This window comes from Planobacterium oryzisoli (assembly GCF_015354315.1).
Classification (GTDB): domain Bacteria; phylum Bacteroidota; class Bacteroidia; order Flavobacteriales; family Weeksellaceae; genus Planobacterium_A; species Planobacterium_A oryzisoli.
Genome location: NZ_JADKYY010000006.1, coordinates 16,159 through 31,357, shown reverse-complemented (window position 1 = coordinate 31,357; position 15,199 = coordinate 16,159). Strand labels below are relative to the sequence as shown.

General features: G+C 45.4%; 18 protein-coding genes. 11 read left to right on the top strand and 7 right to left on the bottom strand.

Annotation, left to right across the window (positions count from 1 at the left end):
• The 4 genes from IC612_RS05855 (at window position 1) to IC612_RS05840 (ending at window position 3,552) form a co-directional block, all read left to right on the top strand.
• The gene (locus IC612_RS05855; RefSeq protein WP_194739250.1) at window positions 1-1,074 is read left to right on the top strand and encodes an alanine racemase; all 1,074 of its coding nucleotides are present in this window, start codon (window positions 1-3) and stop codon (window positions 1,072-1,074) included.
• Between the two features lie 55 nt (window positions 1,075-1,129).
• The gene (locus IC612_RS05850) at window positions 1,130-1,993 is read left to right on the top strand and encodes an AraC family transcriptional regulator (protein WP_194739249.1); all 864 of its coding nucleotides are present in this window, start codon (window positions 1,130-1,132) and stop codon (window positions 1,991-1,993) included.
• Window positions 1,994-2,024: 31 nt separating this feature from the next.
• Window positions 2,025-2,183, top strand: coding sequence for a hypothetical protein (locus IC612_RS05845; RefSeq protein ID WP_194739248.1), 159 nt, complete (start codon window positions 2,025-2,027; stop codon window positions 2,181-2,183).
• Between the two features lie 88 nt (window positions 2,184-2,271).
• Entirely contained in the window at window positions 2,272-3,552 is a 1,281-nt protein-coding gene (locus IC612_RS05840) for a DUF389 domain-containing protein (RefSeq protein WP_194739247.1), read from the top strand.
• Window position 3,553: 1 nt separating this feature from the next.
• On the opposite strand, the gene IC612_RS05835 is transcribed toward IC612_RS05840, so the two are convergent.
• Window positions 3,554-4,339, bottom strand: a complete 786-nt coding sequence (locus IC612_RS05835; protein WP_194739246.1) for a response regulator transcription factor — start codon at window positions 4,337-4,339, stop codon at window positions 3,554-3,556.
• Between the two features lie 167 nt (window positions 4,340-4,506).
• Between IC612_RS05835 and IC612_RS05830 the strand changes: the two genes are divergently transcribed.
• Both IC612_RS05830 and IC612_RS05825 read left to right on the top strand, forming a co-directional pair.
• A complete protein-coding gene (locus IC612_RS05830) occupies window positions 4,507-4,806 on the top strand; it encodes a hypothetical protein (RefSeq protein WP_194739245.1) in 300 nt (99 codons plus the stop codon).
• Window positions 4,803-5,390, top strand: coding sequence for a hypothetical protein (locus tag IC612_RS05825; RefSeq protein WP_194739244.1), 588 nt, complete (start codon window positions 4,803-4,805; stop codon window positions 5,388-5,390). Before IC612_RS05830 ends, IC612_RS05825 begins: the two co-directional genes overlap by 4 nt.
• Window positions 5,391-5,456: 66 nt before the next feature.
• Here IC612_RS05825 and IC612_RS05820 read toward each other — a convergent pair whose 3' ends face one another.
• The gene (locus tag IC612_RS05820) at window positions 5,457-6,095 is read right to left on the bottom strand and encodes a hypothetical protein (RefSeq protein ID WP_194739243.1); all 639 of its coding nucleotides are present in this window, start codon (window positions 6,093-6,095) and stop codon (window positions 5,457-5,459) included.
• A gap of 116 nt (window positions 6,096-6,211) precedes the next feature.
• Here IC612_RS05820 and IC612_RS05815 point away from each other — a divergent pair, with 116 nt between their 5' ends.
• From IC612_RS05815 to IC612_RS05800, 4 genes are all read left to right on the top strand, one after another.
• Window positions 6,212-6,802, top strand: a complete 591-nt coding sequence (locus IC612_RS05815) for a C40 family peptidase (protein WP_194739242.1) — start codon at window positions 6,212-6,214, stop codon at window positions 6,800-6,802.
• A 120-nt stretch (window positions 6,803-6,922) separates the two neighbouring features.
• On the top strand, window positions 6,923-7,735 hold the full coding sequence (locus IC612_RS05810; protein ID WP_194739241.1) for a 2,3,4,5-tetrahydropyridine-2,6-dicarboxylate N-succinyltransferase: 813 nt from the start codon (window positions 6,923-6,925) through the stop codon (window positions 7,733-7,735).
• A 59-nt stretch (window positions 7,736-7,794) separates the two neighbouring features.
• A complete protein-coding gene (locus tag IC612_RS05805) occupies window positions 7,795-8,031 on the top strand; it encodes a hypothetical protein (RefSeq protein ID WP_194739240.1) in 237 nt (78 codons plus the stop codon).
• A gap of 61 nt (window positions 8,032-8,092) precedes the next feature.
• Window positions 8,093-9,193, top strand: coding sequence for a glycosyltransferase family 4 protein (locus IC612_RS05800; RefSeq protein WP_194739239.1), 1,101 nt, complete (start codon window positions 8,093-8,095; stop codon window positions 9,191-9,193).
• A gap of 57 nt (window positions 9,194-9,250) precedes the next feature.
• On the opposite strand, the gene rplT is transcribed toward IC612_RS05800, so the two are convergent.
• Both rplT and rpmI read right to left on the bottom strand, forming a co-directional pair.
• Window positions 9,251-9,595 carry a 50S ribosomal protein L20 gene (gene rplT / locus IC612_RS05795; protein ID WP_194739238.1) on the bottom strand — a complete coding sequence of 115 codons (345 nt, stop codon included), beginning with the start codon at window positions 9,593-9,595 and terminating at the stop codon, window positions 9,251-9,253.
• A 124-nt stretch (window positions 9,596-9,719) separates the two neighbouring features.
• Window positions 9,720-9,917 (bottom strand): 50S ribosomal protein L35, encoded by a 198-nt coding sequence (gene rpmI, locus IC612_RS05790; RefSeq protein WP_114304469.1) that lies wholly within the window; start codon window positions 9,915-9,917, stop codon window positions 9,720-9,722.
• Between the two features lie 199 nt (window positions 9,918-10,116).
• Between rpmI and IC612_RS05785 the strand changes: the two genes are divergently transcribed.
• A complete protein-coding gene (locus IC612_RS05785; protein ID WP_194739237.1) occupies window positions 10,117-10,698 on the top strand; it encodes a hypothetical protein in 582 nt (193 codons plus the stop codon).
• A 53-nt stretch (window positions 10,699-10,751) separates the two neighbouring features.
• Here IC612_RS05785 and infC read toward each other — a convergent pair whose 3' ends face one another.
• The 3 genes from infC to IC612_RS05770 all read right to left on the bottom strand — a co-directional run bounded on the left by infC (window position 10,752) and on the right by IC612_RS05770 (window position 15,176).
• Window positions 10,752-11,318 (bottom strand): translation initiation factor IF-3, encoded by a 567-nt coding sequence (gene infC / locus IC612_RS05780; RefSeq protein ID WP_317173995.1) that lies wholly within the window; start codon window positions 11,316-11,318, stop codon window positions 10,752-10,754.
• 48 nt (window positions 11,319-11,366) lie between these two features.
• The gene (thrS, locus tag IC612_RS05775; RefSeq protein ID WP_194739236.1) at window positions 11,367-13,304 is read right to left on the bottom strand and encodes a threonine--tRNA ligase; all 1,938 of its coding nucleotides are present in this window, start codon (window positions 13,302-13,304) and stop codon (window positions 11,367-11,369) included.
• A 132-nt stretch (window positions 13,305-13,436) separates the two neighbouring features.
• The gene (locus tag IC612_RS05770) at window positions 13,437-15,176 is read right to left on the bottom strand and encodes a DUF4153 domain-containing protein (RefSeq protein ID WP_194739235.1); all 1,740 of its coding nucleotides are present in this window, start codon (window positions 15,174-15,176) and stop codon (window positions 13,437-13,439) included.
• Between the last annotated feature and the right edge of the window lie 23 nt (window positions 15,177-15,199).

The following is a 15,199-nucleotide window of genomic DNA, read 5'->3' as shown; positions in this document are numbered from 1 at the left end:
ATGGCCCATATAACCCTTCATACCTCAAGACTGGAGCACAACTACCGGTTTCTTTCCGGGCTTTTCTCCAGGCATGCAATAGAATGGGCCATGGTGGTGAAAATGCTTTGTGGCCATACCGAGTTCTTAAAGGAAGTGCTTTCACTTGGACCCAATGATGTGTGCGATTCCAGGCTCAGCAACTTAAAGAAAATCAAGAAAATTGATCCTTCTCGCCAGACGGTCTACATTAAGCCTCCTGCCAAGCGACTTGCAAAGAGCATTGTGTCCTTCGCCGATGTGAGCTTTAATACAGAGATTGAAACCCTTAAGCTTCTTTCCCTGGAAGCCGGCAGACAAAACAAAGTACACAAAGTTATCCTTATGCTCGAACTAGGAGAACTTCGGGAAGGAATTATGGGCGCGGAATTCATGGACTTCTTTCAAAATGTACGCAACTTAAAGCATATTTCCATCATAGGTATTGGAGCGAATTTAAACTGTTTCAACGGGATTCTTCCCGATCAGGATAAGATGCGCCAGCTTATGGCCTACCGCGAAGCGATAAGGAAACAGTTTGCAGTGGATCTTCCCTACATTTCCGGAGGATCATCCGTGACCATACCCCTGCTTTTTACCGGTGCTATGCCTCCAGCCATCAACCATTTTAGGGTGGGGGAGACTCTTTTCTTTGGAACCGATGTCTACCATCAGACCATGCTCGAGGGTATGGTAAGCGATGTTTTTGTCCTCACCGGTGAGATCATTGAACTTAATGAAAAACCCATGGTGCCGACGGGAACCGCCGGTGTAAATCTAGTGGGGGATACCGTAGAATACGATCAGAGTCTTAAGGGCCGTACCTCCACACGCGCGATCCTGGACATAGGACTTTTGGATATAGATTTTGCAGCCATTAGGCCTCGAGAAAAGGGCATTGAGATTCTAGGAGGAAGCTCCGATATGCTCATTCTGGATTTAGGAGACAACGGAAAAGAATGGAAGGTGGGGGATACCATGGAATTTTCCCTTAATTATCTCTCCACACTTCGGGCAATGAACTCCGAGTATATCGACAAGAAAATACAGAGATAAGCAGAGAAGTTAGTGGTTTAATTTATTTTTTGTATATTGTGGTAAATCAGACCACATGCATAGCATTGGATCGCTTTCTATAGCAGAACTACAACAGGGGGATTTTTACCAAGGTGAGTTCAGTACGCAGGAACTCTCCACATTCCTTGAAATGATCCATCAGAAGGGAGCCGTCCGCTGTCTATTCTTTGGAATTATCTTAATTAGAAAGGGTAAAAGCACACTAAGCATTGACGGACATCCGCTGGAACTCAGACCTGGCACCGGAGTGTTTATTAAATACCATCAGGTACTCTCCACCGAGCAGCAGGCCATTGAAGGCGAGGTGGTACTTTTTACCCGTGCGTTCTACAATTTGGTATATACAGCCAATAGCCGCATACAGAGCGACACTGCCTTTGGTATGATACCCTCCAGGGTGGATTTTAAAAAGAATGAGAGTGCAGAGCTTTTCAGTTATCTGGAGCTTTTAAAAAAAGAAGCCTATAGAGAGGCCACGCTCTCGCGCGAAATTCTTTGTCTGCATTTAAAGACACTGGTTTTAAATCTGGTGCGAAAATCCGGCGATTTGAGCGCCGTGGCACTTAAGACCAGCAGAAAGGCGGGTTATGTGGAAGAATTTAAGACCCGTGTGGGAAGGGGTTTTAAGGAATGGAAGCGAACCTCCGACTACGCGCAATTTATGGGACTCTCACCCAACTACCTTAATGCAGTAATAAAAGAACGTTTAGGTTCGAGCGCCGAGAGTTACATCCAGAGAAGGGTGGTACTGGAAGCAGAAAGACTTCTGCTAAATACAGATCTTTCGGTGAGTGAGATAGCCTACGAGTTGGGATTCACTGATAAATCCCATTTCGGAAAATATTTCAAGAAAGTGCGGGGTACTACCCCCAACCAATTTAGATTACGGGGACACTAAAAACGTCTCAGAACACAATAAAAAGAAGAATATGAACAAAGAAACCAAACAACTAAAAAACAAGAAAACCAGAAAATTTCATACCGGTATTACGGCGTTAGTTGACCGTAGCATTCCGGGGTTCGGAATCCTGAGCATCCATCAGATGATTTCCGAAAAAGCAAAATTTTCTACCTTTAAGATGCGCTAAACTATAAGATATACTATAGCAATCCCCTCATTGTCTTGGCCGGTTGGCTGAAAAGTTTATTTTTGTCTATTGAAAGTACAAGGATACCATGAACAGCTATTTCAATTTACATACCGGTGAGGAACAAAAAGACAAAGTTCTTGAAAATGTACGCACCAGCATTGTGTTCTCCGGGCCCAATATCTGGATTCTGGCCTGCGCTATCATTATTGCCTCGGTAGGGCTGAACGTGAATTCCACGGCTGTGGTCATTGGCGCCATGCTTATCTCTCCGCTCATGGCACCTATAGTGGGAGCGGGTTTTGCCCTGGCCATGTTCGATTTTGCGCTCCTGCGCAAATCCCTAAAAAACCTGCTTATCTCCACGCTCATTGGGCTTGGTTTTTCGTTTCTGTATTTTCTGCTCAGTCCCTATAAGGAAGCGCAATCAGAGATTCTAGCCCGTACCGCTCCAAATATCTACGATGTGCTCATTGCCTTTGCCGGTGGGTTGGTGGGTGTTATTGCCATTACCAGGGTAGAGAAAGGCAATCCGATTCCCGGCGTGGCTATTGCCACAGCGCTAATGCCACCACTATGTACCGCAGGGTACGGACTGGCCACAGGAAACCTTTCTTTTTTTGGTGGTGCTCTGTTTCTTTACACCATCAACTGCGTTTTTATCTGTATTGCCACCTACATCATTGTCAAAGTCTTGAAGTATCCGCCGGTAGGGTTTGTGGATGCTAGGAAAGAGCGTAGGGTACGTAACTGGATTTCAGTCATTACACTACTGATGATCCTTCCCAGTATCTTCTTTGCCTACCGTTTTATTCAGCAGCAGCGATTCCAGGAAAAAATTTCGCGCTATGTGACGGAACACTTTGAGAAAAAGGGTGCTACCATAGTATACCAAAAGACATCGTATTCCTCGACCGGTAAACGGACTCTGGAGCTGGCATTTCTAAACCGGCGCTATACGCAAAAAGAGATTGAAGCAGAGAATAAGAAAATGGCGCAGCTTGGCATAACTAACACCGAGCTTGTCATACGTCAGGACAGTGCATTTCTGGCCGAGGCTTCTTCCCAAAAACTTCCTATGAACGAGAAAGACATCACCTCGCCTTTAATTACGGAACTTTCCACCCAATTAAAGTCGCATACGTTTGATGTTTCCAATGTGTATACTGAGGCCAAGGCAATTGTTCCGAGCATTTCGTCCCTTGCACTTTCCCGGCCCATTCTGCAGGCAGGCAGCGACAGTACGTACGTGGTGCCAGTAGCGCTTTACGAATCCCCAGAGCCCTTACAAAACCCACAGCAGGAGCTTCTTCGCAAGTGGCTTAAAGCCAAATTAAAGGTAGATTCCGTAGAGGTCTACCGGCGCTAATCTATAGCAGTCCTTCCTCAAATGCACGCTTAATAAGCTCAGTTGCATTCTTGCAGCCTGCTTTGGAGAGTATGTTCTTGCGGTGCGTATCTACCGTGAATCGTGAGATATTTAGCGCGGAGGCAATCTCCTGCGTGCTGTGGCCTTTGGCCAAAAGATGGATAAGCTCAATCTCTCTCTTGGTAAGGCATCTCTCGATAGGCAGTACCCGTTCGTGCTGGAATTTCATCTGACAGAAATCGCTCCGCTCTCCAAAGCCCGAAACCGTAGCTACGTACTTATTGTGCGTAGTAATATGATGGATATTGGTATGGATATTTACCGCCTGCAGGATTTTGCCCTCTGGGGAGGAGGCCGTGTGGATGGCCTGATGATGGAAGAGCTCGTAGTTGCCCGGTGCCGTCTTCATCCGGAAGCAATAGGAGGATTTTAGACTCATAACGTGCTCGCGTCCAATAGCAGATATCTTATCATAGCACATTTTCTCGGCGGCTATTACGAAAGGCAGATCTTCAGGATGCACCAGTTCTATGATTTCTGCTAAATGGGTGGGATAGTTAGAGAGACCGTGCATGGGTAGGATGGAGGGATGGATAGAGCTTAATTTTCCAGTGGCGACTTCCAGCACGTAGTAGTAGTATTCGCCCATAGAGAAAAAATCGCCAAAGAGCTTTTCTACGGAGGGAGCGGAGAGCTCTGCAGGTCGCGGGTCAAAGAAATCGGGCATATTCACCCAAACTTCACTCAAGGCATGACCTTGCGGCTTTTCTGGGTTTTGAAAGTCCATAGTATTAATTTTTCATAAAAATAGCAAAAATTGTATTAAAAAATACCCAAAAATGGGTATTTTATATCATTAGTGAATTTAGGTAGCTTTGTGAAAGACGCATTCAAATACGTACAAATGCGTCTACAAGCCTTATTTACCGCATAACAACCTAAACTCTTTGCCCTATGATTAAGCTACTTTTTAACGTGATTTTTGCCGCAGCGCTACTAACTACTGCCGAGCGCTGCAGCTGGGAAGATATCTTCGGAACTACCGGTAACGGATACGAGGAAGAAGAGGAAGTAGATACTTCCACCTACAACTATTCCTTCACTTGCGCCGTGGGAAGAACCTACACAGTTCCTATTCCCAACCGACTCTCTGCAAGTTGTAAGGCAAACTGGGAATACTACGCACGAACGTACGGCTGTAACGATGCAGATAACTTTGCACGGGCCAACCAGCTTAAAAGTCAGTGCCCATGAGGCCGCTGATGACACTTCTATTTCTTAGCTGCTTTTGCTGGAGTTTCTCGCAAGGAGCTTTAGCGAAGGGACAGTTTGAAATGGAAGGTGGAAACTACACCATTGAGGTAAAGATGGAGGGAGGAAATCTTGTGGTGGTTGAGCCCAACCGAACCACGCCCTATACAATGGAGAAACCCAACCGCTATAAGTACTACCACGAAGGATTTAATAAAACCTATTATGTAGATATTGTTGATCCCAATACATTGCATTTCACTTCTTCGAATACTTCCACTACCACGGTGATGAAGCGTGCCAATGCCCAAGCCATAGCGGCAGCCGGAGAGCGCCACGCGCAGTTTAGCAAGATTGCAGAAAAGTATAAGGCTCTTGCACAGGACGATAGTCCCGAGGTTCAGGCCTGGACGTTCTGCGCTGCGGCAGCCCACGCCGGAGCCATGAAAACCGAGGAGGAGTACCGCGAATATGCCTATCAGTCTGCCCGTGCGCTGCTTCCTATTATGGTTAGTGCCAGGAACAATCCTTGCAGCGACGCCATTCCGCAGGAACTATGGAATAAAGCCCTAAGTGAGATGAATTAACCGTTTTTTCAATCATTTTTTTTGGCCACAATGCCCTGTAGGGGTGTTGTGGTTTTTTATAAGGAATCAGAGAAAACCTGCGGCTAGAATTTTTTCGCCCTTCTTAAGTCCTGCAAAATAGATCGTCAAATTCTGCGAATTTCCTTGCTCGACCGGAATAGCAGAGGTAGGTAGCGTATGGGAACTAGTTTGGCACTTTATCTCCATAGAGTCTTTTGTAAGAGTTAAGGCATATAACTCGAGAGTTTTGGCAGGCGTCTTATGAGTCGCTATCTGCATTCCAAAAAGATCGTTTTGAAGCTCCACAGATCCGTTTAGGGGTGGAATCTCACCAAAAATAAAACTGCGCAGCACTTGTTTTCCTTTCTCTGTCTGCAATCCCTCTAGTACGGTTCTTTTTCCCTTGGTATTTTCAGTATCTAGATCTTTTATCTGCGTCATTATCTTCGCAAACTTTTGGTATAGGTATTTGTCCTGTGCTACTTGCGTATAAGGCGCTAATGCCAAGCGGATGTTTTTTCCCAGTTTGCTGCAATGACCAAATTCACTGGAGTTGTCCCGTACGGCTTTATACGATTCGGAGTTTTCGTAGCTTTTCTTATTGAATCCACTTTTGCGCCGAACTACCTGTACGCCATTAAGAGTGTAGTAGACCAGATCGCCCACGGTTCCGTGAAGGGTTTCTAAGGAGGATACTTTCGCCATTGTTTTTGCTAAAGAAGGTAAAGGTAGGAAAAAATGTTGTAGTATAATGAAAGTAAAGTTCTAGTATAGAGCTAGAATTTTTTCTATTTTTGAACTGCATTCCAAAAACAAAGCCTATGAAAGTCTCCCTATATTCCCTTACCGCTCTATTAAGAGGTTCTTTGTTCGGTGTTCTTATTTTATCACTAGTCGTTTCCTGCGGCGCTGCGCGGGGAACTAAGAATTCCACATTAAAGCCTATAGAGAGGGAGGTGCCTACAAAGAGTGTAGAGAGGGAAAGTGGTCTTAGAGCTCTGGAGTCGCGCTTTTCCGGTACAATTGATTCGGATACGGAAGAACTCTTAAAAGACGCCCAGAAGTATCTAGGTGCTCCCTACCGCTACGGAGGGGCCAGTTCCGAAGGGTTTGATTGCTCGGGATTTACCCTTACGGTGTTTGAACAAAATACCTACCGACTTCCTCGGCGCTCGGAGGAGCAGGCCCAGACCGGAGACCCTGTTGATGTTAAGGAGGTAAAGCCTGGAGATCTTCTTTTCTTTGCTACCGCCGGGGGTTCCAGAGTGTCCCATGTAGGCATCGTACACGATATTGGAAGGGACGGGGAAATCAAATTTATTCATGCCTCCACCTCTAAAGGCGTTATAATTTCCTCCCTTAATGAACGCTATTGGAACCGCGCATTTCTTCACGCCCAGCGTGTTCTCTAGCAAAAGGATAAACTTTCTCTACAAGTTTGTCTCTATTAGCGCAATCGAGAGCGCAGGGGGTGCTTATTTGGGCATCTTTACGTATTTTTGCGGTATTAATTCTTAAAGAAACAAGTCGTAATGAATCTACAACAGACCATTGAGCATCTTTGGGACAACAAAGACCTGCTGCAGAATGAGGAAAGTAAAAGTGCAATCCGCGAGGTTATATCGCTTTTGGATAAAGGGGAGCTCCGCGTAGCGGAACCTACTGGGAATGGATGGCAAGTAAATGAATGGGTGAAAAAAGCAGTGGTGATGTATTTTCCGATACAGACCATGGAAACCATTGAGGTCGGACCGTTTGAATTCCATGACAAGATTCCATTAAAGAGAGGATATGCCGAGAAAGGGGTACGCGTGGTACCTCATGCCATAGCGCGTGAGGGGTCCTATGTGGCGCCAGGTGTTATTATGATGCCTTCGTATGTAAATATCGGAGCCTATGTGGACTCAGGAACTATGGTCGATACATGGGCTACGGTAGGTTCCTGCGCGCAGATAGGAAAGAATGTGCACCTTAGTGGTGGTGTAGGCATTGGAGGCGTACTGGAGCCACTGCAGGCTGCACCTGTAATTATTGAAGACGACTGTTTCATAGGTTCCCGCTGTATTGTGGTAGAGGGGGTACATGTGGAGAAGGAGGCCGTACTGGGTGCCAATGTAGTGCTAACCGGATCTACCAAGATCATTGACGTGACAGGCGATGAGCCTATTGAAATAAAAGGTAGGGTACCGGCCCGCTCGGTGGTTATTCCAGGAAGCTACACCAAGCACTATCCGGCAGGAGAGTACCAAGTGCCTTGCGCCCTTATCATTGGACAGAGAAAGGAATCGACCGATAAGAAAACATCCCTGAACGATGCGTTAAGGGAAAATAATGTGGCAGTCTAGTTTCGGTCTGTAATTTGACACTATATAGCCCGGCCCAGTGCCGGGTTTTTCTTTGTGCTATGAATAATAAATCCAGATATTTGTCCCTTATAATTTCGCTTTCGCTTGCTGCGGGAATGCTCCTATACGGTATCGTAAGCGCTCCAACAGTATGTTTTCCTACTTCCGACTACAAAGAGCTCAGTTTGGTGCAGCAGTTATTTAGTCCCCTTTCCATTGTTTTACTTGTATTTTACTCTACAATTCTCTACGTGCTTATTTCAGGGGTTGTGCGTGGCTTAAGTTCCAGAAGGTAAATAACTCTTTAGAAACGCGAAAGATTTTACGTTCTTTGTAGAGTAAACCATGCCTTTGCCTATGAAAATAGCTTTTGATTCTAAACGATTTTTTCACAATGCGTCGGGTTTGGGAAACTATTCCCGTGACTTGGTACGAATTCTTTCTCAATATACGGAAGGTAGCGCTTTTTTGCTTCTGGCAGAGCGGCCCTCCGAGCGGGGCAAATCTCTATTAAAACTGCCAGGAGTGTCGTACCATCCTCTTAAGGGTACATTGGCCCGACAGCTGCAAATGGGAAAGCAGGCCCAAAGGCTTGGAGCGGATCTCTTTCATGGACTTTCCGGAGAGCTGCCGCTTCGATGGGATAAGACCGCTATAAAGAAGTTAGTGACTATACACGACCTTATCTTCATGCGCTATCCCAAGTACTATTCCTTTTTTGACCGGTGGATACACTATTATAAGTTTAAGGCTGCGGCTCATTCTGCCGACAGGATTGTAGCGATATCAAAGGCTACTAAAGACGACATTATAAAATACTTGGGTGTGGAGGAGCAGAAGATAAAGGTTATCTACCAAGGGTGTCATGAAGTTTTTAAAAAGGAGTGGAGTAGTGCGCAGCTACAGGCCGTACGAGAAAAATACAATCTCCCCAAGCAGTTCATTCTCTCTGTAGGTACCATTGAAGAGCGCAAGAACCTCCTTACTGTAGTAAAAGCGCTTGAGGGAACCGGAATCCCCCTCGTGGTGGTGGGTAAAGAGACCAAGTACAAAAGAAAAATAGAGCAGTTTATTTCCAAGCACAAGATGCAGGAGCAGGTACACTTTCTTCAGGACGTAGGAATGGAGGAGCTTGCTGTACTTTATACCTTAAGTACAGTATTTATCTATATAAGCCGCTACGAAGGCTTTGGGATTCCGCTGATCGAGGCGCTTTTTTCTGGTACTGCAGTAATTACTTCCAACCGCAGCTCTCTTCCCGAGGCAGCTGGTCCGGGCGCTTTGTATGTGGATCCTGAGAACCTCAGTGATGTACGCTCTAAGATACGTTTCCTTTTTGATCATCCTGAACAGAGAGCTCGGCTCGAGCGTATGGGGCGAGAATATGTGGAGCGCTTCCAGGACGAGGTGATTGCTAGGGAGATGAACGCATTGTACCTAGAAACCCTATCGGAGTAAAAAACAAAAAACCAGACCCTAGGGTCTGGTTTTTCTATTGATAACAAAAATTCTACATTATTTTACTTGGTCCACAACAGCTTTGAACGCTTCAGGATGGTTCATTGCAAGATCTGCAAGTACCTTTCTGTTTAGTTCGATGTTGTTTTTCTTAAGAGCTCCCATAAACTGAGAGTAAGACATTCCGTGCTCTCTGGCTCCAGCGTTAATTCTGGTAATCCAAAGTGCTCTGAAGTTTCTTTTCTTCTCTTTTCTACCGCGGTAAGCATATTGCATTGCTTTCTCTACGGCATTTTTAGCCACTGTCCAAACGTTCTTTCTTCTACCGAAAAAACCTTTAGCCAGCTTCATTACTTTTTTTCTGCGTGCTCTGGAAGCAACCGCGTTTACTGATCTTGGCATAATTTAAAAGTTGTTTTTTTGAATTGAGCGATGCATTGTTTCAGCATTCTTATGGGCTCGAATTCAGGGTTAAAAATTCTGAATTTTGATAATTCTTATAAACCGGTGTAGGGATTTATAAAAACTACTTGATGGCTAATTGACGTTTCACGCTTTTCTCATCCACAGTAGCTACGTAAGAAGTCTGCGTTAGATTTCTCTTCTGCTTGGTTTCTTTCTTAGTCAAGATGTGGCTTTTGTAAGCGTTTTTTCTTTTGATCTTTCCTGTTCCGGTCAGAGCAAAACGTTTCTTAGCACCTGATTTCGTTTTTAATTTTGGCATTGTTTTGCTTTTTTGTTGTTATCAATATTAAGTCTGCAAAAGTACAAAAAATTCTTTTAAAAGAGTATAGGCGTAGCCTTAAAACTTGGTTCAAAGTACTGGGCAGGCATTAACTTTATATGGAGTGCGCCAAAAGAATTCATTTACGCTTTAGTATGAATCATTTAAATGCATTAATTTTAAGCCAAACTCCAAGGGTATGGATAGGGAAAAAAAAGAACTGCTGCAGGAAAAAAGGGCCCGACTGCAAGAGAAAATAAAGCTTGAGGAGCTGCTTGAATCGGATTTTAAGCCGCAAATAGAGCTCTTTTCCGAGTGGAAGAAAAAAGGAATTACCTTTACGCCTAAAGAAATGGTGCTACAAGGGGAGTTTTCTATAGAAATAGTCCAGGCTGCTTTAAAGAACGCACCATACCACGACGATGGTCTAAGTGCTCTTACTAGTACGCAGCAGATTGAAGCCATAAACCGCTTACTTGAAAAGTATCCCAGCCAGACTCCGTTCCGCTACCTTCCTGCCGGATCCCCGCTACAACACCCACCCTCTACAATAGGAGAATTCTTATCAGAAGTAAAGAAAAGTGCAACTTCCTTAGAAGATCGGATGTATCTCTATTATTTCCGGTATCCGGTCCTGGTGGAATTTCAAGGGAAAGACTTGAGACAGATTCCTACCGAGGACCTATTGGAACCCTGGCATGGCGATGCGGTACTTTATCCAGAAGGCGCTGGGTACTATCTGGTTTATACTCTAGAGGAGGACTTCTTCGTTCTGGAATAAAAAAAAGGACCTGCCTAAGGGCAGGTCACATTGTATTTTGATTTAGATGCAATCTATTTGGCAGGTTTCTTTGGACTCATCATCATGATCATCCTTTTTCCTTCCAGCTTAGGAAGTTGGTCCACTTTTCCTACATGCTCCAGGTCCTGCGCCAAACGCAGAAGAAGGATTTCTCCTTGGTCCTTGAAGATGATGGAACGACCTTTGAAAAACACATACGTCTTAAGTTTGGATCCTTCTTCAAGGAATTTCTCCGCATGCTTTTTCTTGAACTCGTAGTCGTGGTCGTCGGTTTGAGGTCCGAAACGAACTTCTTTTACCACCACTTTTACCTGCTTGGCTTTGAGTTCTTTCTGTTTTTTCTTTTGCTCGTAGAGGAATTTCTTATAGTCCAGTATCCTTGCAATAAAAGGCTCCTGCTTGTCAGAAATAACTACCAAGTCCAGCTCTAGCTCTTTGGCGAGCTGTTGTGCCTTGGGTAGGGGATAGACTCCCGGTTCTACGTTTTCACCCACTAAACGAACTTCCCTTGCGCGGATCTTCTCGTTAATCTGATGAGCGTCCTCCTGTTGGGGACGTCTCTGTGGGCCTCTGCCTCTGTAATGAAATTTCTGTGCTATTGTATTAAATTTTAAGTTAACTGTTTATTTTATGGCTCTCTAGTTGCCTTACGCTCCAAATTCACTGTGCAGCGCTGCGGCATCCTTGAAATAAAGGGCAAAATCCGAGAGTTTCATAGTGCCCAGATCTCCCTCGCCACGCTTTCTAACCGACACTGTCTCTTCTTGGGCTTCGTTTTCACCCACGATGAGCATGAAAGGATACTTACTGATTTCCGCATCGCGGATTTTTTTACCTGTCTTTTCGTTCCTTTCGTCAATCAGGCCGCTAATATCGTGATTTTCTAAGAATTGTGAAACTTTTTTTGCATAATCCACGTATTTTTCAGAAATAGGAAGCACGATAAACTGCTCTGGCGCAAGCCAAAGCGGAAAATCCCCCGCCGTGTTTTCCAAAAGGATGGCTATAAAGCGTTCCATGGATCCAAACGGTGCGCGGTGGATCATTACCGGGCGGTGTTTCTCCCCGTCGTTACCTATGTAGGTAAGGTCGAAGCGCTCCGGAAGGTTGTAGTCCACCTGGATGGTTCCCAGCTGCCAGCTCCGGCCCAGGGCGTCTTTTACCATGAAATCCAGCTTCGGTCCGTAGAAGGCCGCCTCTCCGTATTCCACCACTGTCTTTAGGTTTTTGTTGGCAGCAGCTGTAATGATAGCCTCTTCGGCTTTTTTCCAGTTCTCGTCCGAACCGATGTATTTTTCCTTGTTTTCAGGATCGCGAAGCGATACCTGAGTGATGAAGTCTTCAAATCCCAGGTTTCTAAATACGTATAATACCAAATCGATCACCCCTTCAAATTCGCTCAGTAACTGGTCCGGCGTACAGAACAGGTGGGCATCGTCCTGGGTGAATCCTCTTACTCGGGTAAGGCCGTGAAGCTCGCCCGATTGCTCGTAGCGGTATACGGTACCAAATTCTGCAAAACGCTTGGGAAGGTCCCGGTACGACCACTGACCTACCTTGTAGATCTCACAGTGGTGCGGGCAGTTCATAGGCTTAAGCATGAACTCTTCGCCTTCGTTCGGTGTCTTTATGGTCTGGAAGCTGTCGGCTCCGTATTTTTGAAAGTGTCCGGAAGTTTTATAAAGATCTACATTACCTATGTGGGGGGTCATTACAAACTCGTACCCTGCCTTTTTTTGTGCATCCGAAAGGAAATTTTCGAGCTTCTTTCTTAGTGCAGCACCTTTAGGCAGCCAAAGGGGAAGTCCCGCACCTACTTTCTCAGAAAAAGCAAAGATGCCGAGTTCTTTACCGAGTTTACGATGGTCGCGGCGCTTGGCCTCTTCGAGTCTTTCCAGATATTCGGTAAGGTCTTTTTGTTTAGGGAAGGAAATACCGTACACGCGCGTTAGCTGTGGGTTGTTCTCGTTTCCTCTCCAGTAGGCCCCTGCGGCGTTTAGCACTTTTACGGCTTTGACAATCCCGGTGGAAGGGATGTGTCCGCCACGGCACAGATCCGTAAAATCCTCGTGGGTACAAAACGTGATTTCCCCGTCGTTTAAATTCGAGATAAGTTCGGTCTTGTACGGGTTGTCTTTATAGGTTTCCAGGGCTTTTTCCTTGGATACGGCATAGAGCGAGAAGGTGGAGTTTTTCTTGGCGTTCTCCAGCATCTTCTTTTCGATGCGTTCAAAATCTTTTTCACTTAAGGACTCCTCTCCGAAATCCACGTCGTAGTAGAAGCCCTGCTCAATGGCTGGACCAATGGTGAGTTTAGCCTCGGGATAAAATTCCATGATGGCCTGGGCTAAAAGGTGGGCAGAGGAGTGCCAGAACGCTTTCTTTCCCAAATCGTCGTTCCAGGTAAGAAGTTGCACCGTGGAATTCTCTGTTATAGGCGTGGTGGTTTCCACTTGCAAGCCGTTCACCACCGCGGAGATGGTATTACGTGCCAGGCCTTCGGAGATGCTTTTAGCAACATCCAGAGGCGTTACAGCCGATTCGAATTCTTTAATGCTTCCGTCTGGAAGAGTAATTTGGATCATAAGAAATAGTGTTTTTTATGCAGTGGCAAAATTACGTATTTTCTCTCAATACTTTCACCATTATTATAGCACGAGAACTTGTGGAGTCAAACCCTTTGGCGAATTCCAGTACTTTTACTATAAAGTACAACTTCAGTCTCTTTTTAATAAAAGAATTCCAGAGGTAAAACCTATTCTTCCAGCCTCTCCATAACGCTCCATGCTTTGAAATTGGATCTTTATGCTGTATGGACCGATCCGGGAAGACCCGGAAAGTTCCTGTCCTGTTTCTTTGTCCCACATAGTTTTAAGAAGCGGTAGAAGTTCCACTTTTTCTTTACCGTTTAGCGTTAGGCTAAGACTTTGGGTTTGCTCTTGCACTGCGCTGTGCACAGTAAAAGTATCTTCTCCGATGGAGAAACTGCTGCTTCCATGCAGTGGGATATGCACCAGGTAGTCGTATCCTGAAAGGGCAATGAGTTTACTAGCGTCCTGAAGTACCACCGGTGCTTTGGCAGGGGTGGGAAGGGTAGAGAACCAGCTCATGACGGTAGGGTATATATTACTTGGCGAAGTTTCCTTTGAGAGAACCTTAGAAAGACTGATCTGCTTTTTTTCCTCCAGCAGCGAGAGGACAAAATCGGCCTGTTTACGCTCGTAGAGGTAGTTCATCTTGTCGGCTATTTCCCTTGCCGTGGAATCCGAAACCTTCCGGCTGAAATCCACCGTGCTTCCGGAAAGCATGCTGTTTTTATTTAGCGTCTTTAAAAGCTCCTTTTTCTGGCTCGAGGCAGAGACATCAAACATATTAACAAAAGGAAGGCAAAGGCCTGCAAGGCCCAAAAGGAACAGCGATATGGGAACCATCCGTATGGTAGGCGCGCGGAAAAAGGAAAAATAAAGTGCCATAGTAGTAAGCCATACGGAGAGAAGAAGCACTATATACCTTGCTTCGGTAAATCCATATTGAAGAATCCTAAAGAAGATGGCTACAAACAAAAGGACCAGCAGCGGCATTAGTAGCAGATAGAAAATACGGCGGAAAAGTCGTACCCATCCTTTGCTTTCGTGGCGCAAGGGATGCACCAGTAGCAGCGCTAAGGTGCCCACCAGTCCGTATCCTAAAACCAGGTAACTTACCCAGCCTCTTGGAAGCTCAAAATTAATAAGTATCTTAAGTCCGTAGAGGTATAGAATCACTACGTAGATAAGCAGCAGTGGAATCAGCACAAACTGGGTGAAAAATTTAAGTATCTGGGGGTATTCCGATGGTTTTTCCAGCTCCTTTCGACCCTTTCCAGAAAAGAACAGAAATATAAAGGTACTGGCAAAGATTCCTAAGAAGGCGGCCGTCTTCGGGTAAATCTCTTCCCTTAGGTCCAGGTCAAAAAGTTTATCTACAGCCAAGATGGCAAGGACGGTTCCCAGGGTCAGCACACCGGTGAAAACGCCCGTAAGAAACACATTAATAAATAGATTCTTATTAAAATTCCAGAATCCCTGCTCTTTTTTCTCAGAAACAAACGCCAAAAAGGAGACCAGAAGATGCGAGAGCACAAAGCTGGGAAGGATAATAAAAGCGTACATCTCGGTAAAGGATTTTTCCTCCCGGGGCAGTGAGAGGTAAAATGTGCCTAAAAGGCCCAGGCCCACCAGTTGGTAGAGCATGCGCGTTCTAAGGTGGTCGGTTGCGGTATGAATCGCAAAGAATAGGGAGATGCCCAGGGCCGAGGTAAAAAAAAGTTTAAGGACCGTAAACCACCGGTCGGAATTTTCCAGTTCCAGAACCGTTACCAGACTAAGGGCAGCAATAAGGGCAGAGGTGAGCACCATTGGATAGCGCATAGCCACCTCGATGGTCTTTTCAAAGGCGGGGCGTACTTTTTCGTTCATGGCAGGGGCGTTAAGATTAAACT

What these genes read in the sequence shown, in the direction of transcription:
- IC612_RS05855 (WP_194739250.1), top strand. Translation starts at nt 1, where the DNA reads ATGGCCCATATAACCCTTCATACCTCAAGACTGGAGCACAACTACCGG.
- IC612_RS05850 (WP_194739249.1), top strand. Translation starts at nt 1,130, where the DNA reads ATGCATAGCATTGGATCGCTTTCTATAGCAGAACTACAACAGGGGGAT.
- IC612_RS05845 (WP_194739248.1), top strand. Translation starts at nt 2,025, where the DNA reads ATGAACAAAGAAACCAAACAACTAAAAAACAAGAAAACCAGAAAATTT.
- IC612_RS05840 (WP_194739247.1), top strand. Translation starts at nt 2,272, where the DNA reads ATGAACAGCTATTTCAATTTACATACCGGTGAGGAACAAAAAGACAAA.
- IC612_RS05835 (WP_194739246.1), bottom strand. Translation starts at nt 4,339, where the DNA reads ATGGACTTTCAAAACCCAGAAAAGCCGCAAGGTCATGCCTTGAGTGAA.
- IC612_RS05830 (WP_194739245.1), top strand. Translation starts at nt 4,507, where the DNA reads ATGATTAAGCTACTTTTTAACGTGATTTTTGCCGCAGCGCTACTAACT.
- IC612_RS05825 (WP_194739244.1), top strand. Translation starts at nt 4,803, where the DNA reads ATGAGGCCGCTGATGACACTTCTATTTCTTAGCTGCTTTTGCTGGAGT.
- IC612_RS05820 (WP_194739243.1), bottom strand. Translation starts at nt 6,095, where the DNA reads ATGGCGAAAGTATCCTCCTTAGAAACCCTTCACGGAACCGTGGGCGAT.
- IC612_RS05815 (WP_194739242.1), top strand. Translation starts at nt 6,212, where the DNA reads ATGAAAGTCTCCCTATATTCCCTTACCGCTCTATTAAGAGGTTCTTTG.
- IC612_RS05810 (WP_194739241.1), top strand. Translation starts at nt 6,923, where the DNA reads ATGAATCTACAACAGACCATTGAGCATCTTTGGGACAACAAAGACCTG.
- IC612_RS05805 (WP_194739240.1), top strand. Translation starts at nt 7,795, where the DNA reads ATGAATAATAAATCCAGATATTTGTCCCTTATAATTTCGCTTTCGCTT.
- IC612_RS05800 (WP_194739239.1), top strand. Translation starts at nt 8,093, where the DNA reads ATGAAAATAGCTTTTGATTCTAAACGATTTTTTCACAATGCGTCGGGT.
- rplT (WP_194739238.1), bottom strand. Translation starts at nt 9,595, where the DNA reads ATGCCAAGATCAGTAAACGCGGTTGCTTCCAGAGCACGCAGAAAAAAA.
- rpmI (WP_114304469.1), bottom strand. Translation starts at nt 9,917, where the DNA reads ATGCCAAAATTAAAAACGAAATCAGGTGCTAAGAAACGTTTTGCTCTG.
- IC612_RS05785 (WP_194739237.1), top strand. Translation starts at nt 10,117, where the DNA reads ATGGATAGGGAAAAAAAAGAACTGCTGCAGGAAAAAAGGGCCCGACTG.
- thrS (WP_194739236.1), bottom strand. Translation starts at nt 13,304, where the DNA reads ATGATCCAAATTACTCTTCCAGACGGAAGCATTAAAGAATTCGAATCG.
- IC612_RS05770 (WP_194739235.1), bottom strand. Translation starts at nt 15,176, where the DNA reads ATGAACGAAAAAGTACGCCCCGCCTTTGAAAAGACCATCGAGGTGGCT.